The sequence below is a fragment of the Paenibacillus durus ATCC 35681 genome (assembly GCF_000993825.1).
GTDB lineage: Bacteria > Bacillota > Bacilli > Paenibacillales > Paenibacillaceae > Paenibacillus_AQ > Paenibacillus_AQ durus_B.
The window spans coordinates 3,066,218-3,091,358 of sequence record NZ_CP011114.1 but is presented as its reverse complement, the minus strand read 5'-3'; the positions used below and the strand labels follow the sequence as shown (position 1 = coordinate 3,091,358).

At 51.1% G+C, this 25,141-nt stretch carries 33 protein-coding genes, 1 pseudogene and 1 riboswitch; of the genes and pseudogenes, 23 read left to right on the top strand and 11 right to left on the bottom strand.

The window, feature by feature from the left end:
• Positions 1-9 precede the first annotated feature (9 nt).
• Positions 10-1,371, top strand: a complete 1,362-nt coding sequence (locus VK70_RS14260) for an FAD-binding oxidoreductase (protein ID WP_025693702.1) — start codon at positions 10-12, stop codon at positions 1,369-1,371.
• Positions 1,372-1,469: 98 nt separating this feature from the next.
• Here the strand turns inward: VK70_RS14260 and VK70_RS14255 are convergent, their stop codons facing one another.
• Complete coding sequence (locus tag VK70_RS14255; protein ID WP_025693700.1) at positions 1,470-1,886, bottom strand: VOC family protein; 417 nt, start codon at positions 1,884-1,886, stop codon at positions 1,470-1,472.
• A gap of 211 nt (positions 1,887-2,097) precedes the next feature.
• On the opposite strand from VK70_RS14255, the gene VK70_RS14250 reads away from it, so the two are divergent.
• The 12 genes from VK70_RS14250 to VK70_RS14190 all read left to right on the top strand — a co-directional run bounded on the left by VK70_RS14250 (position 2,098) and on the right by VK70_RS14190 (position 8,788).
• Positions 2,098-2,412 (top strand): hypothetical protein, encoded by a 315-nt coding sequence (locus tag VK70_RS14250; RefSeq protein WP_025693699.1) that lies wholly within the window; start codon positions 2,098-2,100, stop codon positions 2,410-2,412.
• 17 nt (positions 2,413-2,429) lie between these two features.
• The gene (locus tag VK70_RS14245) at positions 2,430-3,413 is read left to right on the top strand and encodes a S66 family peptidase (RefSeq protein WP_025693698.1); all 984 of its coding nucleotides are present in this window, start codon (positions 2,430-2,432) and stop codon (positions 3,411-3,413) included.
• 300 nt (positions 3,414-3,713) lie between these two features.
• On the top strand, positions 3,714-4,487 hold the full coding sequence (locus VK70_RS14235) for a YdcF family protein (RefSeq protein ID WP_025693696.1): 774 nt from the start codon (positions 3,714-3,716) through the stop codon (positions 4,485-4,487).
• Positions 4,488-4,562: 75 nt separating this feature from the next.
• Positions 4,563-5,021, top strand: a complete 459-nt coding sequence (locus VK70_RS14230) for a GNAT family N-acetyltransferase (RefSeq protein ID WP_025693695.1) — start codon at positions 4,563-4,565, stop codon at positions 5,019-5,021.
• Positions 5,022-5,023: 2 nt separating this feature from the next.
• Positions 5,024-5,728, top strand: a complete 705-nt coding sequence (locus tag VK70_RS14225) for an HAD family hydrolase (RefSeq protein ID WP_233277689.1) — start codon at positions 5,024-5,026, stop codon at positions 5,726-5,728.
• On the top strand, positions 5,725-6,159 hold the full coding sequence (locus VK70_RS14220; protein ID WP_025693693.1) for a GNAT family N-acetyltransferase: 435 nt from the start codon (positions 5,725-5,727) through the stop codon (positions 6,157-6,159). The genes VK70_RS14225 and VK70_RS14220 overlap by 4 nt, the downstream gene beginning before the upstream one ends.
• Positions 6,160-6,173: 14 nt before the next feature.
• Positions 6,174-6,677, top strand: a complete 504-nt coding sequence (locus tag VK70_RS14215; RefSeq protein WP_025693692.1) for a GNAT family N-acetyltransferase — start codon at positions 6,174-6,176, stop codon at positions 6,675-6,677.
• A 158-nt stretch (positions 6,678-6,835) separates the two neighbouring features.
• Positions 6,836-7,270, top strand: coding sequence for a GNAT family N-acetyltransferase (locus VK70_RS14210; protein WP_036637929.1), 435 nt, complete (start codon positions 6,836-6,838; stop codon positions 7,268-7,270).
• Between the two features lie 20 nt (positions 7,271-7,290).
• Positions 7,291-7,614, top strand: coding sequence for a low molecular weight protein tyrosine phosphatase family protein (locus VK70_RS14205; RefSeq protein ID WP_025693689.1), 324 nt, complete (start codon positions 7,291-7,293; stop codon positions 7,612-7,614).
• 24 nt (positions 7,615-7,638) lie between these two features.
• Positions 7,639-8,118 (top strand): NUDIX domain-containing protein, encoded by a 480-nt coding sequence (locus tag VK70_RS14200; protein WP_025693688.1) that lies wholly within the window; start codon positions 7,639-7,641, stop codon positions 8,116-8,118.
• A 26-nt stretch (positions 8,119-8,144) separates the two neighbouring features.
• Positions 8,145-8,597, top strand: coding sequence for a hypothetical protein (locus VK70_RS14195; protein ID WP_155986849.1), 453 nt, complete (start codon positions 8,145-8,147; stop codon positions 8,595-8,597).
• Positions 8,594-8,788, top strand: coding sequence for a DUF4177 domain-containing protein (locus VK70_RS14190; protein ID WP_025693685.1), 195 nt, complete (start codon positions 8,594-8,596; stop codon positions 8,786-8,788). The genes VK70_RS14195 and VK70_RS14190 overlap by 4 nt, the downstream gene beginning before the upstream one ends.
• A gap of 77 nt (positions 8,789-8,865) precedes the next feature.
• Here the strand turns inward: VK70_RS14190 and VK70_RS14185 are convergent, their stop codons facing one another.
• The 4 genes and pseudogenes from VK70_RS14185 to VK70_RS14170 form a co-directional block, all read right to left on the bottom strand.
• Positions 8,866-9,075 (bottom strand): hypothetical protein, encoded by a 210-nt coding sequence (locus tag VK70_RS14185; protein WP_025693684.1) that lies wholly within the window; start codon positions 9,073-9,075, stop codon positions 8,866-8,868.
• Between the two features lie 189 nt (positions 9,076-9,264).
• Positions 9,265-9,459: a hypothetical protein gene (locus VK70_RS14180; protein ID WP_025693683.1), complete on the bottom strand. Its 195-nt coding sequence runs from the start codon at positions 9,457-9,459 to the stop codon at positions 9,265-9,267.
• 413 nt (positions 9,460-9,872) lie between these two features.
• Positions 9,873-10,217: pseudogene (locus VK70_RS27240) on the bottom strand (aldo/keto reductase); the annotation flags it as partial.
• Positions 10,218-10,344: 127 nt separating this feature from the next.
• On the bottom strand, positions 10,345-10,632 hold the full coding sequence (locus VK70_RS14170) for a hypothetical protein (RefSeq protein ID WP_025693681.1): 288 nt from the start codon (positions 10,630-10,632) through the stop codon (positions 10,345-10,347).
• Positions 10,633-11,055: 423 nt separating this feature from the next.
• On the opposite strand from VK70_RS14170, the gene rnhA reads away from it, so the two are divergent.
• From rnhA to VK70_RS14155, 3 genes are all read left to right on the top strand, one after another.
• Entirely contained in the window at positions 11,056-11,724 is a 669-nt protein-coding gene (rnhA, locus tag VK70_RS14165) for a ribonuclease H (RefSeq protein WP_025693680.1), read from the top strand.
• 73 nt (positions 11,725-11,797) lie between these two features.
• Positions 11,798-12,463 (top strand): uracil-DNA glycosylase, encoded by a 666-nt coding sequence (locus VK70_RS14160; protein ID WP_025693679.1) that lies wholly within the window; start codon positions 11,798-11,800, stop codon positions 12,461-12,463.
• A 31-nt stretch (positions 12,464-12,494) separates the two neighbouring features.
• Complete coding sequence (locus tag VK70_RS14155; RefSeq protein ID WP_025693678.1) at positions 12,495-12,899, top strand: hypothetical protein; 405 nt, start codon at positions 12,495-12,497, stop codon at positions 12,897-12,899.
• Positions 12,900-12,986: 87 nt separating this feature from the next.
• Here the strand turns inward: VK70_RS14155 and VK70_RS14150 are convergent, their stop codons facing one another.
• Positions 12,987-14,066 carry an AI-2E family transporter gene (locus VK70_RS14150; protein ID WP_025693677.1) on the bottom strand — a complete coding sequence of 360 codons (1,080 nt, stop codon included), beginning with the start codon at positions 14,064-14,066 and terminating at the stop codon, positions 12,987-12,989.
• Positions 14,067-14,255: 189 nt separating this feature from the next.
• Positions 14,256-14,426 carry a hypothetical protein gene (locus VK70_RS28560; RefSeq protein ID WP_169733324.1) on the bottom strand — a complete coding sequence of 57 codons (171 nt, stop codon included), beginning with the start codon at positions 14,424-14,426 and terminating at the stop codon, positions 14,256-14,258.
• Between the two features lie 164 nt (positions 14,427-14,590).
• Here VK70_RS28560 and VK70_RS14145 point away from each other — a divergent pair, with 164 nt between their 5' ends.
• The 3 genes from VK70_RS14145 (at position 14,591) to VK70_RS27235 (ending at position 16,384) form a co-directional block, all read left to right on the top strand.
• A complete protein-coding gene (locus VK70_RS14145) occupies positions 14,591-15,085 on the top strand; it encodes a Crp/Fnr family transcriptional regulator (RefSeq protein WP_046723427.1) in 495 nt (164 codons plus the stop codon).
• 323 nt (positions 15,086-15,408) lie between these two features.
• A complete protein-coding gene (locus tag VK70_RS14140; protein ID WP_025694703.1) occupies positions 15,409-16,092 on the top strand; it encodes a YitT family protein in 684 nt (227 codons plus the stop codon).
• 106 nt (positions 16,093-16,198) lie between these two features.
• Positions 16,199-16,384 (top strand): hypothetical protein, encoded by a 186-nt coding sequence (locus tag VK70_RS27235; protein WP_081754766.1) that lies wholly within the window; start codon positions 16,199-16,201, stop codon positions 16,382-16,384.
• An 89-nt stretch (positions 16,385-16,473) separates the two neighbouring features.
• Here VK70_RS27235 and VK70_RS14135 read toward each other — a convergent pair whose 3' ends face one another.
• Entirely contained in the window at positions 16,474-17,295 is an 822-nt protein-coding gene (locus VK70_RS14135) for a serine/threonine protein kinase (protein WP_025694702.1), read from the bottom strand.
• 220 nt (positions 17,296-17,515) lie between these two features.
• Here VK70_RS14135 and VK70_RS14130 point away from each other — a divergent pair, with 220 nt between their 5' ends.
• Positions 17,516-18,376 (top strand): undecaprenyl-diphosphate phosphatase, encoded by an 861-nt coding sequence (locus VK70_RS14130; RefSeq protein WP_025694701.1) that lies wholly within the window; start codon positions 17,516-17,518, stop codon positions 18,374-18,376.
• 102 nt (positions 18,377-18,478) lie between these two features.
• Positions 18,479-18,683, top strand: a riboswitch (cobalamin riboswitch).
• A 220-nt stretch (positions 18,684-18,903) separates the two neighbouring features.
• Positions 18,904-21,204 carry a 5-methyltetrahydropteroyltriglutamate--homocysteine S-methyltransferase gene (metE, locus tag VK70_RS14125; protein ID WP_046723423.1) on the top strand — a complete coding sequence of 767 codons (2,301 nt, stop codon included), beginning with the start codon at positions 18,904-18,906 and terminating at the stop codon, positions 21,202-21,204.
• A gap of 72 nt (positions 21,205-21,276) precedes the next feature.
• Here metE and VK70_RS27230 read toward each other — a convergent pair whose 3' ends face one another.
• Positions 21,277-21,429, bottom strand: a complete 153-nt coding sequence (locus VK70_RS27230; protein ID WP_081754946.1) for a DUF1540 domain-containing protein — start codon at positions 21,427-21,429, stop codon at positions 21,277-21,279.
• 200 nt (positions 21,430-21,629) lie between these two features.
• Between VK70_RS27230 and VK70_RS14120 the strand changes: the two genes are divergently transcribed.
• Positions 21,630-22,769 carry a DUF4349 domain-containing protein gene (locus VK70_RS14120; RefSeq protein WP_025697615.1) on the top strand — a complete coding sequence of 380 codons (1,140 nt, stop codon included), beginning with the start codon at positions 21,630-21,632 and terminating at the stop codon, positions 22,767-22,769.
• 76 nt (positions 22,770-22,845) lie between these two features.
• On the opposite strand, the gene msrB is transcribed toward VK70_RS14120, so the two are convergent.
• Both msrB and VK70_RS14110 read right to left on the bottom strand, forming a co-directional pair.
• Positions 22,846-23,826 (bottom strand): peptide-methionine (R)-S-oxide reductase MsrB, encoded by a 981-nt coding sequence (gene msrB / locus VK70_RS14115; RefSeq protein ID WP_025697612.1) that lies wholly within the window; start codon positions 23,824-23,826, stop codon positions 22,846-22,848.
• A 90-nt stretch (positions 23,827-23,916) separates the two neighbouring features.
• Entirely contained in the window at positions 23,917-24,537 is a 621-nt protein-coding gene (locus VK70_RS14110) for a TVP38/TMEM64 family protein (protein WP_046724280.1), read from the bottom strand.
• Positions 24,538-24,711: 174 nt separating this feature from the next.
• Between VK70_RS14110 and VK70_RS14105 the strand changes: the two genes are divergently transcribed.
• Positions 24,712-25,032 carry a hypothetical protein gene (locus VK70_RS14105; protein ID WP_025700333.1) on the top strand — a complete coding sequence of 107 codons (321 nt, stop codon included), beginning with the start codon at positions 24,712-24,714 and terminating at the stop codon, positions 25,030-25,032.
• The last annotated feature ends 109 nt before the right edge of the window (positions 25,033-25,141 follow it).

Here is a 25,141-nt window from a genome sequence, read left to right as displayed (position 1 = left end):
GTGGGTTTCTTGCAGGAACTGTACAGCATTATTTCCGATCCGGGACGGATCAAGACGGAAGGAATCGCGGAAAAGTACGTTACGGATAATCTGGGACGCCTGCAGGGAACCTGCGACGCTCTGGTGTTTCCGGTCAGTACTGAAGAGGTCAGCGAAGTGATGAAATGGGCGTATGCGAACTCTGTTCAAGTGACGCCGCGCGGGGCGGGGACGAATCTCGTTGGTTCTACCGTTCCTGAGCATGGGGGGATCGTGCTAGACCTGTCCCTGATGAACCGGATTGTGGAACTGGACGAAGACACGCTGACGGTTACGGCCCAGCCGGGTGTCCTGCTTGCCGATCTGCAAGCCTATGTGGAGGCCCGAGGGCTGTTCTATCCGCCCGATCCCGGGGAGAAGCAGGCGACGATCGGCGGCAACATCAGCACCAACGCTGGCGGGATGCGAGCCGTCAAGTATGGCGTGACGCGGGATTATGTGCGCGGGCTGACAGCGGTTCTGCCAAGCGGCGAGGTGATTTACACCGGTGGCAAGGTGGTGAAGGACAGCTCGGGGCTGTCGCTCAAACATCTGCTTATCGGTTCGGAAGGCACGCTTGGCATCATCACCGAATGCGTATTGAAGCTTATTCCGAAGCCTGCGTTCGTAATGGGGGCGCTTGTGCCTTTTGACAGCTTGAAGACGGGGATTGACGCCGTGATCCGGCTCATTCACGAGAACGTGGGGCCAACCGCTATCGAGTTCATGGAACGCAAGGTGGTTGCCTTGGGCGAGCGGTTTATGGGAGTCACTTTTCCATATCCGGAGGCGTCGGCGTATATTCTGCTGTCCTTCGACGGCAACAGCGAAAGCGAGGTCCGCTCCAATGCGGAGCGCGCGCGTCAGACTGCCGTTCGGAATGGAGCGCTCGATTTTCTGCTGCTGGAGGATAAAGCGATCCTTGACGAGGTCTGGAAGGTTCGCGGAGCGCTCGTCAAGGCGGTAGAAGCGGTGTCCGAGCAGGAGCCGGTAGATATCGTCGTGCCGATCAACAAGACGGCGGATTTTATCGCTTACGCCAATGAAGTGGAGCAGGAAAGCGGCGTGCAGCTGATCAGCTTCGGCCATGCCGGAGACGGGAATGTGCATTTATGCGTCGTTCGCGGGGAGCGGGATGCAGAGGCTTGGCGGAACGATTTAAAAGCCGTCATGAGCCGCATCTACGGAAAAAGCCATGAGCTTGGCGGGTTAACGTCGGGCGAGCATGGAATCGGGCTGAGCAAGAAGCCTTATTTCCAGAAAGCGACGGACCCGGCGGTGATCGCCGCCATGAAGCAGATCAAGAATGCGCTTGATGACCGCCACATTTTGAATACGGGCAAGATTTTTTAAGGAAAAATAATAGGTTAAAGGGGAAGCACCGTCACCAGTTTTCAGGATGATTGTGCTTCTTTTTTTGTTGCAGCAGATAGTTGTGGCTTATTTTCGATCTATTGCTGTTTCCCCAGCAGATTCAGTTGCCAAGTCACCCCGAATTTATCGCCGACCCAGGCGAATTTATCGCTGAAAGGATATTTATCCAGAGGCATAAGCACCTGGCCCCCCTCGGACAGCTTTCCAAACAGATTATCGATCTCTTCCTCGGTCTCGCAATTGACATAGAGTGAAATGGCGGGTGTAAAAGTAAAGTCATGCGGCGTATTGCTGTCAATGCACATAAACTGCTGGCCATTCAGGGAGAAGATGGCGTGCACCACGCTTCCTTCCGCTCCTGCCTCGCCAGGTCCGTAGCGCTGAATATGCAGAATTTCCGACTGCTCGAACAAAGAAATGTAGAAGTTCATGGCTTCCTCGGCTTGTCCGGAAAACATTAGAAACGTCGAAATCTTTTGATTTTCCATACCTATCGCCCCTTTATCGAAATAAAAAAACAAACTCAGAAACGAACATACGTTCTTTACGGATCATTATTAATAAGTATCGGCGACTTGTCAAGACCTTAATCATATTCATGAAAATCGCATCCTCACCCTCTGTCCTAATTGTTAATAAAGGTGGATAATGGAATCGGGAGGAAAGCATGAAAAGGGATAATCAGAAATGGAGTGAGATTGGTTTATGATGAAGTTGACAACCTTTCTGCTGGAGTTGCTCCGCATGTGTCTCCTGTTTATTTTGGGCACGACCATCGCCTATGGAATGGAGCGGATTGTATTTACCACTTTTTTCAATCTGGAGATTGACGGCTGGTATACAACGCTAGGTAATTTCATCCTGCTGTTTGTTCTATACCGCAACTACTTTCAGTTCAGAGGATGGTATAAGTCGGCCCTCAATGTAAAGTTAAAAAGAAATACCACAATATTTCTAGTGGCTGCTTCAGCTGTATGTATTCTTGGCGTTCCTATCTTAACGCTGATTCGGCTTGGTTAGAATAAAGGAGGCTTAGTATGCAAGCAGATAAATTAAAACAAGGCGATGAGATACGGGTTATTGCACCATCTAGAAGCCTCAGTCTGATCCGGGTGGAGCAGAGGGAATTGGCAAAAAAGAAATTAGAGCAGTTGGGTTATCGGGTTACGTTCTCCAAATACTCCATGGACAGCGATGAATTCGATTCTTCCTCTGTAGAAGCAAGAATTGAAGATTTGCATGACGCATTTAGAGATCCGAAAGTAAAAGGGATTCTGACGGCTATCGGCGGCTTCAATAGTAACCAACTGCTTCCATACATAGATTATTCTCTGATAAAGTCCAATCCCAAGCGTCTATGCGGGTATTCGGATATTACAGCGATAAGCAGCGCGATTTACAGCCAGACCGGCTTGATCACCTATTCTGGACCGCATTTCTCTACATTTGGCATGCTACAGGGGAATGAGTACACGGTTGACTGTTTCAACCGACTTATGACCGGACATGAATCCATTCAGATCAGGCCCTCCGATTATTGGAGTGATGATGCTTGGTATGCGGATCAGGAGAGACGTACGTTTTTTCCTAATGAGGGACCCTATATAATTAACGAAGGAGATACGAGCGGCGTCATCATCGGCGGAAATTTGTGTACGCTCAATCTGCTGCAGGGAACCATGTTTATGCCTGATTTGGCGGGGGCGATTCTTTTTGTAGAAGATGATTATGAATCCTCACCGGCTACGTTCGATAGAGACCTGCAGTCGCTTATTCACCAGGCTGATTTTAACAAAGTGAAAGGACTAGTTATTGGGAGATTTCAACAGGCATCGCAAATGACCAGAGATCTATTAACAAAAATAATAAAAACGAAAAAAGAGCTGGTCTCTATTCCGGTCATTGCGGATGTGGACTTTGGCCACACAACACCGATGCTGACGTTTCCTATAGGCGGGCAGGCGAAGCTTAAAGCGGATGAAGGAAGGATAGATCTAATCATTTCTGAATCTATTCGCTAATATCGTTGCAAGAAGCAAATTTAGGAGGTTTATGCAGGTGACCGATTTAAAGCGGATTGGGCAAGGCAGAACCGCCGATATATTCGAATATTCGCATGATAAAGGCAGCCTACATTAAAGAATATCTTCGGGTAACCGGGTATGGTTATTCAACCATTGATGCGTGGATTTTACCGGCAGCGGCGGCCAGATTGGCCGAACGGATTCCGCAGGATGAGAAAGACGAGCTGTTATCTATCATCAGAGCCAGGTTAAAAACATTGGTATAAGCTTCATTGGATCGAAAGGAGATGCCTAAGATTGATTTATGTAATCAAATTTATCTACAGCTTTGTGCTGCCTCCGGGAATATTTGTTGTGCTGCTGGCGCTGCTGGCATTATGGTTGTTATGGAAAAAACAGCGCGGCCCGGCAGTGGTCCTGCTCTCCGTAACGCTGCTGCTGTATTTGACGTCGGTGCCGCTGATCGCGAACCCGCTGATGCGTAGTCTGGAATCGCGGTATGCCCAGCCGGAGCTGGAGCAGTTTCAGGGCGATTGTCTGGTGGTGCTCGGAGGCGGAGCAACGACAGGAACGCCCGACATTGATGGCGAAGGCAGCTTGGGCGGATCGGCGGCCAATCGGCTGGTTACTGCGGTTCGGCTGCATCGCCTGACGGGATTGCCGGTGCTGTTCAGCGGCGGGCAGGTTTTTGCCGATAGCGGCAACGAAGGCGATATCGCCCGCAGGCAGCTGATCGGACTGGGAGTGGATGAACGGAGTATTCTTATCGAGAACCGTTCGCTGAACACGGAGCAGAATGCCGAATTTACGGCTGCGCTCATGAAGGAGCACGGGCTGAGCCGCCCGGTGCTGGTCACTTCGGCATTTCATATGCCGCGGGCAGTTACGGAGTTCCGGCGAACCGGTATGGAGGTTCAGCCGTATCCGACCGATTACCATATAAGCGGCGGCGCCACAACGGCTTGGTATGCGGGCATGCTGGCGCCTAGCCCTGGTTCAATTGGAACGGTTGGAACGGCGCTGAAGGAATATCTCGGATTATTGGCTGCTGTGATCAAAGAAAAAATATAACGCGCGTTACAATTGATTCATGCTTTTCTGCTGGAAAATTGGATGTAGAACGGATAACAAGGAGAGAGATTGTACATGGAAAATACCGAACTGGTGCAGGTGGCGCCGGAGCATCCGGACCTGGCCCTGCTGATTGCACAGCTTGACCGCTATCTGTTTGAGCTCTACCCGCCGGAGGAAGTTTATCTCGTTGATTTCGAAGATCCTTACGTAAATGAAATTTATTTCATTGTTGCTTACCTGGACTCCCGTCCTGTCGGATGCGGAGCGATTAAGAAGCTGGACGAGGAGTACGTGGAGCTGAAGCGGTTCTTCGTGGAGCCGGAGTACCGGAACAAGGGAATCGCCTGGAGGATTGTGGAACGACTGGAAGAAGAGGCGGCCAGGCAGGGATATCAGGGAATCAAGCTGGAAACGGGGGATCAGCAGACGGAGGCCATCGGTTTCTATAAGAAGAACGGCTACGGCGAGATTGACCGGTTCGGAGAATACGCGGATTGCCCGTCCAGCCTGTGTTTTGAGAAGAGACTGTAAGATTGACTAAATTCGCCGAACGGGAAGGTGATCATTTGAATTTTTCGCATATTTTGTTTGATCTGGACGGAACGCTGACGGACCCGAAGATTGGCATAACCAAGTCCGTGCAGTACGCGCTTGCCAAGTTTGGGATTATCGAAGACAATTTGGATCGTTTGGAGCCGTTCATCGGGCCGCCGCTGGCTTATTCGTTTCAGGAGTTTTACGATTTTTCAGAGGAGGATGCCTGGCATGCCGTGCAGTATTACCGGGAGTATTTTGCGGACAAGGGCATTTTCGAAAATGAGCTGTACGCTGGCATTCCCGAGCTATTGAGCATGCTCACTCAGCGGCAGGCCGTTCTGATCGTAGCGACTTCGAAGCCGCTTGTGTTCGCTGAGAGGATATTGAAGCATTTTAAGCTGGAGCACTTTTTTCATGCGGTGGTCGGGAGCAACCTGGACGGAACGCTGTCGGATAAGAGTGAGATCATTCGGCATATCATTGAAAAAGAGAACCTGAACACAGCCAGCACCGTCATGATCGGTGACCGGAAGCATGACATTATCGGAGCGCATACCAACGGAATATCGTCGATTGGCATCTTGTACGGGTACGGCAGCGAAGCTGAGATGGAGGCTATTGGGCCGACGTATTGCATACGTACTGTGCAGGAACTATACGAAGCGTTTGCCTTAGCAGGGAAGGGGTCAGGCTTATTATGATTTCCATTAGAAAGATCGGCAAAGAAGATTTACCCGGGCTAAACGGCTTGTATGAGGAACTGACTGGGCACAAGAGCAATGAGGCCAAGCTGGCCAGCGTGTTCGAATCGCATCAAAATAATAACAACTACATACTGCTGGGCGCTTTTCAAGACGATATGCTGGCTGGTTCGCTGATGGGGATCATCTGCCAGGATTTTGTGGGAGAATGCAAGTCTTTTATGGTCATTGAGAACGTCGTTGTTTCGAGCCGTTTCAGAAGACAAGGTGTCGGTAGAATATTAATGCAGGAAATCGAGCGGGCGGCCAGGGAAAGAGATTGCACTTATATCATTTTTGTATCAGGCGGGCAGCGGACGGAAGCGCATAAGTTCTACGAAGAGTTAGGCTATAAGGAAGAGAATGCGGTGGGGTTTCGCAAGCATTTTTAAAGGAGCAGTGGAAAATGGAGGGGAATTGGAAGTTAGAGCTTGAACCGATTGAGGATAGCGATGTTGCAGCGTTGACGGAGATCATGACCCGGTCTTTTGATAATGACGCTTTGGTTTCGCTCGGTGAAGAAAAAGGCGGTCCGGAAGGCTATGACACAGAAGAATTTATAAGACGTTGGGCGCTGGAATCGCCTTCCGAATCTTTTAAAGTGCTGCTGGATGAGAGAATAGTGGGCGCTGTCATTATCTTCATTCATGAGAATAACGAAAATTTCCTGGGCAATTTATTTGTGGACCCGGCTTTGCAAAGTCATGGCGTCGGCTTGAGCATTTGGGAAGCAATAGAGAGGAAATACCCGGACACGAAAAAGTGGACAACGGAAACTCCAGGCTTTTCAAGGCGTAATCATCATTTTTATGTTAATAAATGCGGATTTAAAATCGTCCGAATCGAGAACGCCTGGGATGCCAAGGAAGCAAGTTATGTTTTGGAGAAGGAAATGAGCCCCAGATATTAAGGAAGGGCGGTAAAGAAATGCCGATCGACTTTCACGACTACAATAATCAATCCTTCACCCGGCAGCGTCTGGCAAGCGGCCAACCGATACAAGAACAGGATCGATGGACGGTGTGGATCGCGGAGAAATAATAAGAACGGCCGGAGGTGAATATGATCATGTCCAAGGATTTGCAGCCTGTTATATACCGCGAGTACATACCGACAGGGGAAGAATTTATCCGGTTAGTGGAAAGCGCTGGCTGGCAGGGGATAACGAAGAAGGGAAGCGGTCAGCTGGAAGCGGCTCTGCGCCAGAGTTGGCTCGTTGTTTCGGCATTTAAGGAGGATCGGCTGGTTGGAATGGGCCGGGTGATTTCGGATGGCATTTTTCAAGCGTTCATCTGTGATTTGATTATATTACCGGACGACCAGAGTAAGGGCATTGGTACAGGTATTCTAAGCAGATTGCTGAAAAAATGCAAAGAACAGGATATCCTGATGGTTCAATTGTTTGCGGCGGCGCATAAGTCCGGATTTTACAAAAAGTTTGGGTTTGAGGAACGCCCGGAGGCGGCGCCGGGGATGAGATGGGTCAGCAGAGACAGCGTATAGCATTTTAGGAGGTCAACCTTATTCAAATTCTTTTTATATGCAGTCGGAACAAATGGAGAAGCCTGACGGCGGAGAAGTTATTTGATGGACGCGGCGGTCATGAAATCAGATCGGCGGGGACGGAAGAGAACGCGAGGATAAAGGTAACCGCAGGACATATCGGCTGGGCGGATCTTATTTTTGTCATGGAAAAAAAGCATCTCCGAAGACTGAGCGCCAAGTTTCAAGCCGAAATCGCGTATAAACGGGTCATTTGTCTGGATATCGCGGACGACTACAGATTCATGGACAGCGATTTGATAGATATTTTGGAGTCAAGAGTGGGAGATTATGTGGAGTTTTAACAAAAAAACTGCGGGGTAAACCGTATGCCAATGTCGGAATATTATCAAAACCTGAGGAATAAAGTGGGCAAGGATTTACTGTTCATGCCTTCGGTCGCAGCAATTATTAGAAATGATCTTAATGAAATCTTATTTATACGCAAAAAGGGCGAAAGCATTTGGGGACTGCCTGCCGGTGCAATCGAAATAGGCGAAGCGCCTGCTGAAGCGGTAATCAGGGAAGTGTGTGAGGAAACAGGACTCATTGTTGTTCCTGACAAGATTGCTGGAGTTTTCGGAGGAAACAAGTATAGGTACGAATATAGTAATGGCCATAAAGTTGAATATCTGGCTATTGTCTTTGAGTGTCGTATAACAGAGGGGCTTCGCGGCGAGACCGATGGGGAAGTTGCGGAATTTCAATTTTATAAAGAGGATCAGATTCCTGAAATCGCAATCCCTTATCCAAGTGAGATATTTACTCGGCAAAAGAGTGAGGCAGCGATGTTTGATTTTAGAAAATGATTTTATATGCGAAGTGGGTGGAACGCTTGAAAAAAGTACTGGTTCATCTGTTAAAGATGGCAGTTCTGGTCGTTGTATTGCTGCTTGTGGGGTTTGCTGTCAGCAAGATTACCGAATACCGAAGTCAATATTACAAGTTCCCATTCCCCGATCAGCTTGTTTTTCTTTACCCCCTAATTCCCTCCCTTTCCGGTTTAGCTATCGGAGTTGAGACTTTACTTCGAGAACACAGCCGTAAAGGCCGCTGGACCTTTAACGGGTATCGGCTGATTTTTCTTGCTTTACCTGCCCTGTTGTTCTGTGTTTATCCGTATATGCCGTGGAAAATGGAGTGGCTGCCGAAGGGCGCAGTTTATTTGCTGCTGACTTCCGCTCAGATCAATGTAATCTCCGGTGTGCTGTTCGGATACTTTGTGATTACGAGTCTGGAGAAAAGGGATACTGGAATCATTTATCTAGATAAGGAGCGAAAAATATGAATCGTTGGGAATATCGGACGGTAAAATACAAGACGGGCGGCTTTCTGGGTGGCAAGCTGGATGAGGAGGACTTTGAGAATCTGTTGAACAGCTATGGAAATGACGGCTGGGAGCTTGTTTCCTGCTTTGATACCAGCATCAGTCAGGGTCAGACCCGGGATGTTGTGGCCATTTTCAAAAGACCGGTATGAGGCCATGGTTGATCTGTAGTGAACGATGATGCGCCAAGCCATTTTCCATATAGGTACTTCAATGCGAATTGAAGTACCTAGTGCTGAAACTTGGTGTCCGATCTGGAGTATAAGACAACCGACCCGTCAAAATTTTTAAGACGGACACACTCATCGGAGAACATTTGAACAAGACCTGCGCCTACGCGGGAATACATGCCGTCAGGACCGATCTGCAGAGCGAACACGTATTTTTGCGCCAGCGCGGCGGTGAAAAATTCAGCGTTTTTCATAATCGTATATGGCATGACTTTCCCTCCTGGATTTCTTGGACTAGCATATGGGAGCGCGTTAATTTGCTAAATTATACATCGGTGTTTCGCAAGTTTCAATAGGTTTTCAGTATGGTCACATTTATGAAAAAAAGGGAAGAAAAATAAAGCAGCGGCCGGCGCCAGAATGACGTTCGATCCGCTGCTTTTTCATACACGGCTGCTTTATGCTTTGCCGCTACCGCCTGGGCGTGAATCACGGTTCCCGGTCAGACTTTCCTCTACATTGTCCATAATGCCCCTGACGATATCTTCCACCTTGCCGGTCGACCCTTCCCTGTTCGACTGAGGGCTGTCGGGATCGGGAATCGGCTCCACGCCGCTTCCCTTGGGGTCTGTCAGCCTGCTCACATCCTCCATGGTATCTCATTCCTTTCTGCACAGGTCCGCTGATTAGGTTATGCAATACCGGTCTTTCTATGTACTGAGTAAACCGGATCAGGGAAATTGAGCACGACTTCATTGAACGATTTTCGGCACAAGGGAGAATCCTGAGATAGACACTTGATCTTAAGGAGATACAGGCACGAACGGGAAAATGTCCCTTTTATTTTCGAAAAAAAGGCCGTTCTGGAATGATAAGCGGGAAAAGCTCCGGTTTAATTCTCCAATTTCTTATGGCTTCGGCAAAATCACCTGAATAAAGCGGAGAAATTCCCTTCCAAGCTCTGTTTAAGCCGTTTTCAGATAAATAAGAGGGAGGAATTCCGTTTCATCCGTTCGCCCCCCTCTCATTTCCCGATCAACGTTGACATGCAGTGCAGACGGCAAATTTAGGATGAGAGCGGCTGAAATGCCTTGAAACAATCGCGGAAAATGCTATCGATCTTCGCGATTTCATCCGCGTTCAGCTTGACATCCAGCGTTGTGAGGTTGGCGAGAATTTGCGCCGGCTTCTTGGCGCCCGGATTAAGCGAATCGATTTCGTCCCGGGTCAAATACCAGGCGAGGACCAGATTAGCGATCTCCGTATCCTTCGACTTGGCGATTACTCGGAGCTGGTCGATATTGAAGTTGGAGACGCCGATCGCCCGGATTTTGCCCGCTTCCTTCAGGCGCTGCAGCGCGCCTACGGCTTCATCTTTGGGCGCATTCTCATCCGGAAAATGTATATAATATGTATAACCAAAAGTTGACGGGAAGCCGGGAAACGCGCGCAGCCCTCCCCCGCAGAAGGGGGAGGGCTGCCGTATTAGGATGGAGCAATTACCTAAATGCTAGAGCACATGTTGCTGCCGCAGGAAGCTAGGATTGAAATGTGGACAACGCTTTCAATTTCCAGGCGACAACCTCTTTGAAAATGTCTTTAATACTCAAGTCTAAGCGCTTACTTTGGATTTTGAGAATGTCTTCCGATGTTACGGTTACCTTCCTTCCGTAAACCGTAACCTCCCATTCATAGCCGGAGCCGGAAGTTTTCCTTACCACGGACATTTCGTAAGAAGCTTGGCGCGCCTCATCACTAATTGCCTGAACATCCCGTGATAAACGTTCGAGTCTTTCTGCAGTAGCATTGTGAAATAAGAGAACCATAATTGCCCCTCCTAATAGTAGTTTAGCAGCATAACCTTGTCGACCAGCGATTGTACATTACTGACTTCAAAAGTGTATGTTTTGTAATGTATATATAGTATGATACTGGAACTTGCGGCAGGAGTGAAGAGATGTTTTTGTCGTAATCATTCGAATCCCCAAAATAGCCGCATGGTCCTAAACCGCTTCGTATTTATCTTCATGTAAAACGTTTACAACCTTGAATTTACTTGAGATTTTAGATATCAAATTTGTATATCATACTGTATGTCGACAAATTGCTTACTTACGTTATTAAACAGGAGAACCTTTGTCGAAACATCCGGCAGGCCGCTCTTGGTTTACCGGCTGCATTTCCTGTTGTGTCTTGCTCATTTGTAATTTAATATTAATTCAATAATGCTGCAGGAAGGAGCCGGCATCGTGGCTAAGCAGAAATATTATGTGGTATGGGAGGGACGGAAGCCGGGAGTGTACGCAACTTGGGCGGAATGCAAGCGGCAGACGGACCAATTTACGGGAGCAAAATACAAATCCTATGAGTCGAAGGCTGCGGCTGAGGAAGCGTTCCGGGCAGGCTGGAAAGGCAACTGGGGGAACACGGGGTCTGAAAAAGGACGCGCAGCCGGCGGATCTCAGGAAAGCTATACTTCCAAGCGGACGGGCGCGCGGACAGCGGCGGAACCCATCGATTATGACAGCATCTCGGTTGATGTGGGAACTAGGGGAAACCCCGGTCCTATCGAATATAAAGGGGTAGACACACGGACAGGGGAGGTCATCTTCTCCTGCGGTCCGATTAGCAAGGGCACGAATAATCTCGGAGAATTTCTGGCTATTGTGCATGCCCTTGCGTTTCTGCAGAAAGAAGGCAGCGGCAAGACGGTATACAGTGATTCGGTCAACGCAATGAAATGGGTCAGAGAGAAAAAGGTTTCAACCACCCTTCCCCGGGACCATACGACGGAGGAGATCTGGGGACTCATCGACCGGGCGGAGAACTGGCTTCAGACGCATACATACGATAACAAGGTGCTGAAGTGGCAGACCCGGCTGTGGGGAGAGATCAAAGCGGACTACGGAAGAAAATAAGAGAGAAGCGCTCCCTGCATCCCAGTAGGGAACGAATCCATTACTTGGGGAGATATGGGAGGGGAACCGTATGATATTTAGCAATGATTGGGACGAGGTATTGCATGAAGAGACGCAGAAGCCGTATTTTCAGGAGCTGCGCTATACACTGGCGAGGGAGTACAAGCAGTATACGGTGTATCCGCCGAAGGAACTGCTGTTCTCTGCACTGAAGCTAACGGCCTACAGCGGGACGAGGGTCGTCATTCTGGGGCAAGATCCTTATCACGGCGCGGGACAAGCCCATGGGCTTAGCTTTTCGGTGAAGCCCGGTGTGAGGATTCCGCCGTCCCTGCGCAATATTTATGCAGAGCTGGCCGATGATGTCGGTTCCGTTAGTCCGAATCACGGGTCTCTGCTGCATTGGTCGGAGCAGGGGGTGCTGCTGCTCAATGCGGTTCTGACCGTGCGCGAGGGCCAGCCGGGTTCGCATAAAGGAATGGGCTGGGAACGTTTTACGGACGCTATTATGGAGAAACTGAACGAAAGGGAAACGCCGCTGGTCTTTATATTATGGGGCAGCCATGCCCAGCAGAAGGGCGCTTACATCGACCAGAGCCGTCATAAAGTAATCCGGTCGGCGCACCCGAGTCCGTTCTCGGCTCACCGGGGATTTCTCGGCAGCAAGCCGTTCTCGCAGACCAATCAATTTTTGAATGCACATGGTCTGGAACCTATCCATTGGACCATACCGAATTAATAGGACGGGTAAGGCAGAAGGAGGCGTTGGAATGAGACATTGGGTAGGCAAGCCGGTTATTGCGTATCTAGGAAAGCCTCCTTACATCACGCTGAGAGGTGTGCTCCGCAAATGGGACAGCGCTGCGGGGCGCGTTGTGATCGGGCATCATGAAGCCGGAATCCCTATCCGGGATATTGCGATTATCAAGGCGCTCGCTCCCAAAGAAAGAGCGCTCCCCCCGGTCCTTCATTCCGTCGGCTATATTTTGAAAGACCGGCTGCAGTTCGATAATGCCGTCTATTTCAAGTCGGCGGTCACGGTCTGGAAGGGTGATCGGCTGATTGCGCTTAATACCACCCTTGGTTCCCATACGAAGGGATCGGTTACTTTAGAGGACGGAAGAACGCTGATGAAAGGGACGCATCTGTTTGTCGTCCGCTCGCTAAGAGGCTAGAGCGCGGCTTAAGCCGGCAACCTCAAAGAGCCTTGTCTGCGAATCATGCAGGCAGGGCTCTTTTTACAGTATTGGAACAGGCCTCCATTACGTTTCGTTCGTCCGCTCCGCAACGATAATTTCGTATACCCGCAGAAAAATAATTTTGACGGTCATATAGACCGGCAGCGCGATCAGCACACCGATAATACCGTAGAATTCTCCGCCGATAAGTACAAGGATTACCGTAGTCAGCGGATGGATATCCAGAGATTTGCCATAAATGATCGGCGTGAGCAGGTTATCCTGAATTTGCTGCGAGACGACGATAACGACCAGAGACCACAAGGCGGTCATGGGTGATTCAATAAAACTGACAATGACGACGGGAATCGAGGCAAGGATGGCGCCGACATAGGGAATAAAGTTCAGCGGAACCGATACGAGGGCAAGCAGCAGGGCATACGGCAAACCGATCACAAGAAATCCAATGAACAGGGTGAGGCCCAGAATCAGATTCAGAATTACCCGCGTAACGATGAAGCTGCTGAGCGCCGAATCGACTTGCTCCAGTGTCTCCTGACCTTCACTGCGGTATTTTCGCGGGACCAGGCCGAGCAGAATAGGGGGCAGCTTATGGCTGTCTTTCAGCATATAGTACAAAATAATCGGCAGTGTGGCCACAACGACGACAATATTGGAGATGACAGTAATCAGATTGCTGATGGAGTTCGACACCCAGGTTACCGCGTTTTGCAGGTATTCGGTCAGCCGGACGGTCAGATCCGATTCTCCGCGGAAGAACCGCGCAAATAAAGGGTCCTCACGCAGACGGTCAAACTGGGTCTGGATATCCTGGACAAGATACGGGGCATTTCGGATAAAATTCTGGATTTGTTCCTGCAGCGTCGGCCAGACGGCGACCCAGAAAATAGCGAACAGAGCAATAAATACGGCATAGATGAGCAAAATGGCGATCGGGCGCTTGAGCTTTCTTTTTTCCAGATAATTGACCAGCGGGCGAAGCAAATAATACATGAACCCCGAGAGCATCATCGGCACGAGCAGAAGATTAATGATGGTTCCAATAGGCGAGAATAGAACGATAACCTTGGAGCCGAGATAAAGGATAAGCAGAAGAAATATGATTCCAAGCGTGGTACGAAAAAACTTGTTCTGCAGCAGCAATGGCCGCACCTCCTAATTTGTACCGAATAGTATGTATGGCGGCTTCACTACTATGCCGACTCTACTTAATAGTTAAACCCGATTCCAGGTTTGTAACCGCCGGGTACAATTCAGGAAAGGAATGGCGGACATGCCAAACAAGCTGTCTCCCCGAATGAATCGAACTGGAGGACAGCCTTGCTTTCATCTTTATTTTGTTTTCCTCTTTTTTTCAGCCTGAGTCGTTTCCTTTCCTTTTACGAGGGACAAGAAAAAGAAGAAATCGCCCAAAGCGCTCAGCGCCGCAGCGATGATGGCGTAATCTTCTGCGGACAGTTCCTCTTCCTGGGGGAGGCGTTGGATGTTTTTATTATTTGCCATCTTCTCTCACCCGCTTCATCTGGTCGTATGCTACAAAGTATGCTGCAAAGAGCAAAGACGGAATAGGCGGGGAGGGATGTATTTTCCAGGCTTCTTGAGCAGGAAGGTGCATATTGATTATACTTGATTAATCGAACAATCACTGGCTAAAGGAGAATTATGGGATGATACTGCATAAAGGGGAGATTTTATTCAGGCAGGGAGATGGCTGTGATACGCTGTACCATATCAAGAGCGGTCTATTCAAAGTGACAAGGCTTCACGAGAATGGGAATATCGTGCTGTTCAACATTCTTTATCCCGGCGAGACGGTGCCTCATCATTCGCTTATCTCACCTAAAGAGGCTCATGGGACGGCCACTGCGCTGATGAGCAGTGAAGTAGAGTATATCCCGGCGCCGGAATGGTACCGCCAGCTTCGCGAGGAGCCCGGTAAAGCGATGGAGGTGGCCCTTCTGCTGCAGGAGAAGGTAAGGTTCATGCAGACCCGGCTGGATCATCTTACGGTCGGGGCGCCTGCCGAGAGGCTGGAGCTGCTGATCGGATGGCTGCGCGATTATTCGCATGGGGTCCCATTGACCGACCTGCTGACCCAGGAAGAGATCGGACAGCTGATCGGCGTCCGCAGGGAGACGGTGAACAGGCTGCTGCGCAGCTGAGCTTGTACTTTTTTCTGGAAAAACTTGTCTTCTTGTTTGGAAATGGCTTATTCTGTGGTATACTGGAATCAGTATTCAAAACAAAATCGAAAGGATCAGGATACCATGTGTCCCCGAAGGACGATTCCCCAAAGGACGATTTGGAAACGTTATGATCTATCTTATACTTAGCTTCCTTGTAGAAGGTGTGTGCACAGTCAGTTGACAACCAGCCGCCTCTACGAAGGAAGGGAATAGGTATGCGAAGGAGAAAGACAACCGGTTCACCCCGTCGTAGAGGTTGGTGGGACGTCTAGCCGCCATTTACGATAAGGGGAGCCTGTATGAGGAACCATAACAGCGGTGTTCGTCTGCCGCTACAATTAACGATTAATTTGCTCGGAACGTTGCTGCTTAGCTTTACTTACTATCACATCAATTATCAGAATCATCTGACCGAGGGCGGGTTCGTAGGGCTGTCGCTGCTCGGCAAGTATGTTCTGGGACTGTCGCCTTCCGTCACCGTGCTGCTGCTTGATCTTCCGGTTTTGCTCGCAGCCTTGGTGCTCAAAGGAAAGGGATTTGTCTGCAACACATTCATTTCCATAGGCTCGTTCACTGTGTTCTACGGACTAATGGAGCGCTATTCCGGACTGGTGCTTAATTTCCATGACAATCTGGCGCTGGCAGCGCTGCTATCCGGACTGCTGACGGGGATTGGCGCGGGACTGGTGCTGCGATGCGGAGGCGCTAGCGGCGGAGACGACATCTTATCGCTGCTGATCAGCGAATGGAAGGGGATCAAGGTCGGCACTGTGTTCATTATTATGGACATTTTCGTGCTGCTGCTGTCACTCTTCTATATGCCGCTCAGAGAAACGATGTATACGGCGATGGCGGTGATCGTGGCCGGGCAGGTTATCACGTTGACAACTTCGCTTGGCAAGCCGAAACGCGGAAAGAACAAGCTGCAGGTTCAGCCTGCGCTTGTGGGCCGTAAAGAAGCCGCTGCCACGGGAAAATTATAAGAATCAATTGAAGTCAGCCGAAACCGGCTGGCTTTCTCTACGTATAGAAGTTGTAAGGATGCCAATCCTGTAGCTATACAGTATCCGAATAAAAGGAGGAAACAGCATGCTTAGGAGACTGATCGACAAACTCATTCACTCCGTCGGACACTCGAAACACGAAAGACACGGAGCTTCTTCCGATGCTTACCGGAGACCGATGCATTACGGAAATTCCTCAAGCCGCAGACCCGGTTACGGGAGCGGTCACGGCCACGGTTATTACAAGAACAGATATGGAAGTTCAAGCTGAAATTTCGCTTCTTAAAATGTAGTAAATAAGAAACGGATGCTAACCCTAATTTAGGGAGGCATCCGTTTCTTGTTATTCATTCAGGTCGGCTAGGAGTCCAGTACGGATAATGCCTGCCGGGCATCCCGAATGAACTCCCGCGTCTTTGCGTATGGATTCGATTCCTCGTCAAGCAGTCTCAGCAGTATGCGCTGCACGCCCGCCGTAAGCTCCAACTCTTCGGACCAGCTTCGCTCGGCGCCGCCAGGCGTGGGAGTATAGCCGGAATACAGCATAAACAGCATAAGATGTCCGATGTCATGCAAATCCGATTGTATAGACGCGGGCATGCGCTTTGGCAGTCCGTCCTTGTCCCGCTCCGCTTCTCCATTATTACATAGGGAGTCGTCTTCAATCCGCCGGGCCAGACCGAAATCGATTAAGTAAATATCATTTCCCCGGAGAATGATGTTGGGAATGCGGAGATCAAGGTGCACGAAGCCGCGTTCATGCACATGGTTCACCCGTTCCATCAAGCTCAAGACGAAGCGAAGGGTGTCTTGTTCCCGAAATATGCATCCCTGCTCGAAAATCAGCTGTTCCAATGTGTAACCCTCAATATAATCAGTAACCAGCCAAGCAGAGCCGTTCTCCTCAAAATAATCTCTGCAGGCCGGGATATAGGGATGATCCAGCTGCTTAAGGATATCCCGTTCCCGCTTCAGCATCTGCTTTCCAGCATCCCGTTTGCTCGGTTTGGCCTGTTTGACGGCCACTTGGCGTCCCTCCCGCTTATCCAGGCAGCGGTAAGCCAGTCCGTAGCTTCCCATGCCGATCCGGGAGAGCACCTCGTAACGCTGCCCGATCAGCTCCCCTTGCTCCCTGGGATAATCCTTCCAGGCGGATATGAATGCGCGCAGGCGTGCAAGCAATGGACATCCTCCCAACATTATTCCGTCATGTGAAATCTATTCCTTCATTATTGCATATGTACCCGGGGCGTTCGCAAGTCTGGAAGTCAAATGGAAGAGGGTGCTGTTAGAGCTTCTGACCCTGAAAAATAGGGCTGCAAGTTTCAGAAATAACATACAGTGTTTAAGCTACAGTATAAAGAAAAAATAGTACAAATCTAATCATTGAGGAGGCGTAAGCTTGGATCTGCTAGCCATTATTAAAGCCATCGTACTTGGTCTGGTCGAAGGCCTGACCGAATTCGCTCCGGTATCTTCTACAGGGCACATGATTATTGTCGATGATATGTGGTTGAAATCGCAGGAGTTTCTCGGAAAATACACGGCTAATACATTTAAAGTCGTGATTCAGCTTGGTTCAATTCTTGCGGTTGTCGTCATTTTCAGGAATCGTTTTATTGATTTGCTCGGACTGAAACGCTTTAGCAAGGGATCGCTTGAACCGGTCCCGGACGACCAGCCGCAGGTAGAGACCGGGGGCCGTCTGAAGCTTGGGCAAGTTATTGCGGGTCTCATTCCTGCCGGTCTGCTCGGAATGTTATTCGAAGATTATATTGATGAATATCTGTTCTCGACATCAACCGTGCTGATCGGTCTGGTAATTGGCGCCCTATTTATGATTTGCGCGGATTTATTTGCTCCGAAGCGCGCCAGGACGCAAAGTGTTGACCAGATTACATATGGGCAAGCGCTTGCGGTGGGGCTAATCCAGTGTGTCTCGCTCTGGCCCGGCTTCTCCCGCTCCGGCTCGACGATTTCGGGAGGCGTCCTGCTTGGCCTGAGCCACCGGGCCGCCGCCGACTTCACCTTTATTATGGCTGTGCCGATCATGGCCGGCGCAAGCCTGATCTCGCTTTACAAGAACTGGCAGTATTTTACGCTGGATGCGCTGCCGTTCTTTATCGCCGGGTTTATCAGCGCTTTCGTGTTCGCGCTGCTGTCGATGCGGTTCTTTCTGAAGCTGATCAACCGGATCAAGCTGCTGCCATTCGCCATCTACCGCATTGTGCTGGCCGCCGTCGTTTATATTATTTTCTTTTAACCGGTTATCAGGTTTCGATATAACCAGAATCCCTATCTCCTATTGCGGGCCGCAGGGTCTTGCCGTAACATAAATGTTGTACTCATTAACCAATCCAACATTCACAAAATAACGGAAACAGGTGCTTGCCGGAATAGAGAATTCCGGAGCTTAAAAGGGAAGCTCGGTGCAAAGCCGACGCGGTCCCGCCACTGTAACGGAAGAGTTCTTCAGCCATCTTATGCCACTGTCAGCCCGGCGCTGACGGGAAGGCCGCTGATGACGATGACGCCGCAGCCAGGAGACCTGCCTGTTTCGACGCACTGCTGTACCTACGGGAGATAGGGAGGTGTTAGATCGCAAACGTGAGATTAACGTAGGCGTCTTTCCTCTTGGGCTTTTAAGGAAGGACGCCTTTTTGTTGGATCGTTTATGCGAAATAGGAAGCGGGCCTTCCAAGGGGATAAGATTTCACTTCCTTAAACAACGGTATATGATGTTTTTTTGAAAGATTACGGCAGGACAAGTCGAATAGGAGGAACATGGAAATGACAACTCAGGCAAGAACAAGCAATCTCGGATATCCAAGAATCGGCGTGAACCGGGAATGGAAAAAAGCGCTGGAGTCTTACTGGGCGGGACGGATTAGCGAGGAACAGCTGCATGCGGAAATGGATCGCATTCAGCTGGGAAATCTGCGTAAGCAGCAGGAGGCGGGCATCGATCTGATTCCCGTGGGAGATTTCACGTATTACGATCATGTGCTGGATACGGCCGTCATGTTCGGTATTGTGCCTCCCAGGTACCGGTATGAGGGAGGGCCTGCCGGACTGGATTTGTATTTTGCCTTGGCCCGCGGCAATTCCCGGGCGGCGGCATGCGAGATGACGAAATGGTTCAATACGAATTACCACTACATCGTGCCGGAGATCGGGGATCTTAAGCCTGTTCTAACGGAGAACAAACCGCTTGCCGCGTACCGGTTCGCCAAATCGCAGGCGGGCATTGACGGCAAGCCCGTGGTCATTGGACTCTATACGTTCCTGAAGCTGTCCAAGGGCTTTGCCCTTTCGGAAATCCGCAGTGTGGCGCAGCGCTTTCTGCCGGTCTATGTGCAGCTGCTGCAGGAGCTGGAGCGGGAGGGGGCGGCTTGGGTTCAAATAGACGAGCCTGCGGTAGTGACCGGGCTTCAGGAAGAGGATATTGAGCTTCTAAGCGAGATTTACGGCGCGCTTCATTCCGCTGTTCCGGGACTCTCCATTATGCTGCAGACGTATTTCGAGTCTGCCGAGCCGCTTGAAGCGCTGCTGAAGCTGCCAGTGCAGGGCATCGGACTCGATTTTGTACACGACGGCGGGGGCAATCTGGAAGCGATCGAGCGTCTGGGCTGGCCGGAGGACAAGACGCTTGGAGCCGGAGTGATTGACGGGCGCGGGATTTGGCGCTGCGACCCGGATGACAAGCTGGCGCTGGCTCAGCGGCTCGCTGCCCTCGTCCCGGCGGGCAAGCTGATTTTGCAGCCGTCCAGCAGCCTGCTGCATGTGCCTGTGACGGTGCGCAGCGAGGAGAAGTTGAGGCCGGAGGTGCGCAGCGCGCTGGCCTTCGCCGATGAGAAGCTGGCAGAGCTTGCGCTGCTGAAACGGGCGCTGCTTGAGGGGCGCGTCGCCGCCGGGGCTTCGTTAGCCGAGGCGCAGGCTGCGCTGGCCGCCTTCCGCAAGCTGCCCGAGCGCAGCCGCGCGGATGTGGCGGAGCTTGAACGCGGCCTGGCGGAGCTGCCCGATCGGCGAAGCCCGGCCTATGCCGAGCGGGCGAAGCGCCAGCAGGATAAGTGGCGCCTGCCGCTGCTGCCGACAACGACAATCGGCAGCTTTCCGCAGACGCCGGAGGTCCGGCAGGCGCGGCTCAAATGGCGCAAGGGCGAGCTGAGCCAGGAAGTCTATGATGATTTTATCCGCCGGCAAATTGCGGACGCCATCGCTCTTCAGGAGAAGATTGGTCTGGATGTTCTGGTGCACGGCGAATTTGAACGAACCGATATGGTGGAGTTCTTCGGGGAGAAGCTGGATGGATTTCTGTTCACGCAGAATGGCTGGGTGCAATCCTACGGTTCCCGCTGCGTCAAGCCGCCGGTGATCTACGCCGATGTCGCTTTCACCGAACCGATGACCGTCAAGGAAAGCGTCTATGCGCAGTCTTTGACGAAGCTTCCGGTAAAGGGCATGCTGACCGGGCCGGTCACGATTCTGAACTGGTCCTTCGTGCGCGACGATCTAAGCCGGGAGCGGGTAGCGAACCAGATTGCGCTCGCGCTGCGGCAGGAGGTGCTGGCGCTCGAAAGCGCCGGGGTGGAGATGATCCAGGTGGACGAGCCGGCGGTGCGCGAAGGACTTTCACTCAAGGAGAAGGACCGCAGGCATTATCTGGACTGGGCTGTAAAAGCTTTCCGGATTTCCACGAATCTCGTCCGGGACACGACGCAAATCCATACCCATATGTGCTATTGCGAATTTGGCGATATGATCGATTCCATTTCCGATATGGATGCGGATGTTATTTCGATTGAGACTTCGCGCAGCCATGGCGAGCTAATTGCAAGCTTTGAGAAAATGGAATACGACAAAGGGATCGGCCTTGGAGTATATGACATCCATAGCCCGCGGGTTCCGGCGGTGGAAGAAATGAAGACCGGCATCGACCGGGCGCTGCGGGTGCTGCATCCGGAGCAGTTCTGGATCAATCCGGACTGCGGACTGAAGACGCGGGGCTGGAACGAGACGGAGGCATCGCTGCGAAATATGGTGGCGGCTGCTGAGGATGCCAGAAAGAAAGCTCGGGCGACTCAGCCGTAACTTGCGAAAGATCGGCTTATAAAGAATAAACCGGGAATCCGATCCCGGTTTATTGCTTTTTATATCCATACCCTATTTCTTTTTAAACGTGTCGCAATCTGTTTCTTCGGAGCGGGAAGCTTGTCTCACATTGTTGAAAGCAATGAAGATTGACTCGGCATTACACTTGTTTTCATTGGCCCAATAAGTACAGGTGTTCACTTCGCAAAGCACATCTTTTGCCATAAAGTATTCACCTCCTAACGTTAGTAGGTTTTCCTCATACCTCTTGATTTATACCAAGCGATCATTCCAGTGATCTGGCAGGCCCCCATTGAACCCTTCCGTTGAAGCCGCTAAAGAAAGATTCGTACTCCGCAACCTTTCAGGGTCTGGAAACGTCTGGAGATTAAATATCAGACAGCAGATAAATTGGGGGGATTCGGATGTTGAAGCGAAGTCTGTATTACATGGTAACGGTGCTGTTGCTGTTGTCTTTCATGCTGGTTGGCTGCAGTTCGGGCGGCAGCGCCGGGAGCGCGGATAAGGCTGCAAATTCCATGATGAACAAAAGCGTCTCATTTGATTCGAACGCGGTCAGCGAGGGGGCTCCCATCGCCGCCGGTCTTGCAGATTCAGCCAAAACCGCGCAAGACAGCGGATCGGGGAGCGGTAAAGAGCTTGCAAGCGACTCCCCCGCAGAACAAACCGTCAGCAGCTCCGGCGGTTTCGCGTCCGGCGATGTAGCCGCTGGGCTGAACAAGAAACTGATCTACCATGCCAATCTCAACATGGAAGTGGAAAATTACGAGAAAGCGCAGACGGAAGTGCGAAATATGATCAATCTCGCCCGGGGCTACATTCTCGGATTCACGGAAACGATGACTGGTTCCGAGCATGGCGGCACGTTTGTCGTGAAGGTGCCTGCTTCCGGCTTCTCTTCTTTTCTGGATAGTCTGGAGAAAGTCAAGCATGAATCGCTCCAGCGCAGCATCGAGGGTCAGGACGTTTCTGAAGAGTATGTCGACCTTGAAGCGCGCCTGAAGGCGAAGCAGCTGCTGGAATCCCAGTATGTCGAATTTATGAAACAGGCGACCAAAGCCACGGATCTTGTGTCGTTTGCCAACGAGCTTGGCAAGGTTCAGGAGGAGATTGAGCAGATCAAGGGAAGAATGCGCTATATCGATCAAAATGTACTGTACTCGACGGTGGAGCTGCGACTGTATCAGCCGGACGAGAGTACCTTAAATATGCGTAAGGAAGAGCCGCAATCGCTATTTGGCAGAGCCTCTGACGCGCTGCGCGGAACCCTAAATGCCATCGCCAAGGGATTAGAGGGGATCTTTATCTTCCTGGCCGGGGCGTTGCCGGTACTGATCGGAGCCGGTCTCATTCTGGCCGCGCTGCTCTGGGTCCGCCGCTCAAGACGCCATCGCCGCCGCGAAGAGGCTTCGCAGCTGATTCGGGAAGCCAATCGGCGTAAAGAAGAGGGGGCATACGGAGGAACGGCCGGACAAAGCCGGAAGGACGGGGAAGATGAGCCCGGAGATGTGCCGCAGGCGCTGGAACCGCCGGAAGACAAGTAAGAGAACAAGCCTCTGGGGCGGGCGAGAAACCCGTTCAGAGGCTTTTGTTACATTCCCGCTTTATAGGGAAAGCGTTCTATTGAAATAAGACGCGGTATTCGCCATAACCTTCCTGTTCAAGATTCTCCTTCGGAACGAAGCGCAGCGCGGCGGAATTGATGCAGTAGCGAAGACCATCCGGGCCCGGTCCGTCATTAAAAACATGGCCGAGATGTGAATCCGCTTCTCTGCTGCGTACTTCCGTGCGGATCATCAAGTGGCTGAGATCGGTCTTTTCTTTCACTGAATAGTCGCGGAGCGGGCGGGTGAAGCTGGGCCAGCCGCAGCCGGAATCATATTTATCCCTGGAACTAAAAAGCGGCTCTCCGGACACGATGTCCACATAAATGCCTTCTCCGTGATGATCCCAAAATTCATTTTGAAACGGGGATTCCGTGGCATTATTCTGTGTGACCTCGTATTGCAGTGGCGTAAGCCGCTGCTTCAGACTTTGCTTGTCCTCTTTATGCGGCCAATGGCTCTCAATAAAGGCTTCCCGGCCGGAGGCTTTTCGGTAGCGTTTATAGTGGCCCGGATTTTTGCGGTGATAGCCCTGATGATATTCTTCCGCAGGATAGAAGACCCCGGCCGGAACAATAGGCGTCACAATCGGACCCGAGAAGCGGCCGCTGTGCTGGGTTGCGAGCTTGGATGCCTCGGCTTCCTTGCGCTGCTCCTCATTGTGATAGAAGATCGCCGTCCGGTAGGAGGAGCCTCGGTCATGGAACTGGCCGCCTTCATCCGTCGGATCAATCTGCTGCCAGAACAGCTCAAGCAGCTTACTGTATGGAAAAATATCGGGATCGAATGTAATTTGCACGGCTTCCGCATGGCCCGTCGTTTCGGAGCAGACTTCTTCGTAAGTCGGATTGACCGTATGCCCTCCGGTATAGCCGGAGACGACGTCGATAATGCCGGGCAGCTCCTCGAACGGGGAGACCATACACCAGAAGCAGCCGCCAGCGAATGTCGCTTTTTCGGTGCGGGAGCCTGCTCGGTTAGTCGGATTGTCAGTCATAGTTGTCCCTCCTGTCAAATGAAGCAATTAAATAGACCACAATTTAATTATAAACCATCTAAGTGCGTTGTGCCAACAAGCCGTAAAGCTTCAGGCTGAACGTTTGTTCCGGTGTCTGCCGCCTTTTAGTAGAAGGCCGAACAATAGAAGCGCCGCAATGTACAGCGCGGCGGCTATTCCGGCGGCTGCGGGATGCTCCCGGGCGCTGCCGCCGAGAAAGGCAAAGAGCGCGATGCCCGGGATTTTGCCCAGACCTGAAGCAAGGATAAAGCTCCAGAAGGGCAGCCCGGCTGCGGCGGCATACACATTGACCGCCGATTGCGGGATAATCGGCAGCAGGCGGGCTGCAACTACCGAAGCGAAGGGCCGCCGCTGAACGGCAGCCGTGAATTTGTCCAGCGCCGGGATCGAAGACAAATAAGCGCGTCCTTTTTCCGGAAACAGCCATTTGACGCCGCCGAACATCAGCGCTGCGGCCGCCGTTGTCGCCAGCCAGCACATCACTCCGCCCGCTAGACTTCCGTAAACATATCCGAACAGTCCGATAACGGCTTTGTACGGCACGACCGGGAACATAGCCAGCGCGGCCGCTGCCAGGATCGAGAGCAGAGCATGCCCGTCCTGGCCCAGCCAGGCCAGAATGGTATATCTGTAGATAAACGCGGCGCCCAAGCCCGAAACATAACACAGCGCCAGCAGCCATTTTCTCATTGTAATATGTCCTTTCCGATTCATCTTCACCCATCATACTGAAAAAAATTGAAGAATAGAAGAAAACTCATTTGTCGGATTGACTCCGCAGGGTATAATAGTTCATTAGATATGAAGCGGCAGCTTCTGCAAGGGGAGAAACTTGTACAGAACAGCTAGAAAGGGGGAGAGAGAATGGACGATTACCGTAAATCGGTGGAAGACCAAATTGTGGAAAGCTATAGGCGCGATGAAGAAATGATGATCCTCGTATTCGCCCAATGGTGCGTAAATAACGGTCTTGATCCGGAAGTCCTCTATTTGCAGGCTTACCCGCAGCAGCAGGGCAATGAACAGCTTGCCAGAGCACTTGCGCTGACTGTGCCGGCGGACGAGTCCGGTTTTATATCAGATGATACGGTGCTCGGAGTGCTTTCGTTATATGGAAACGACGACCTGGCTTTTGTTATCACGGAGGCGATAGCGGCAAGAGCGCAGGGGGAACGCGGCCGGTAGCGGCGGCTTTTGATGGATGCGAACAAACTTTTTTTGGAAAACAATGTTCAGCAGGAACGTAATATGGTAAAATTATATGTACTAACTAAATGTAAGTTTTTTAGCGAGA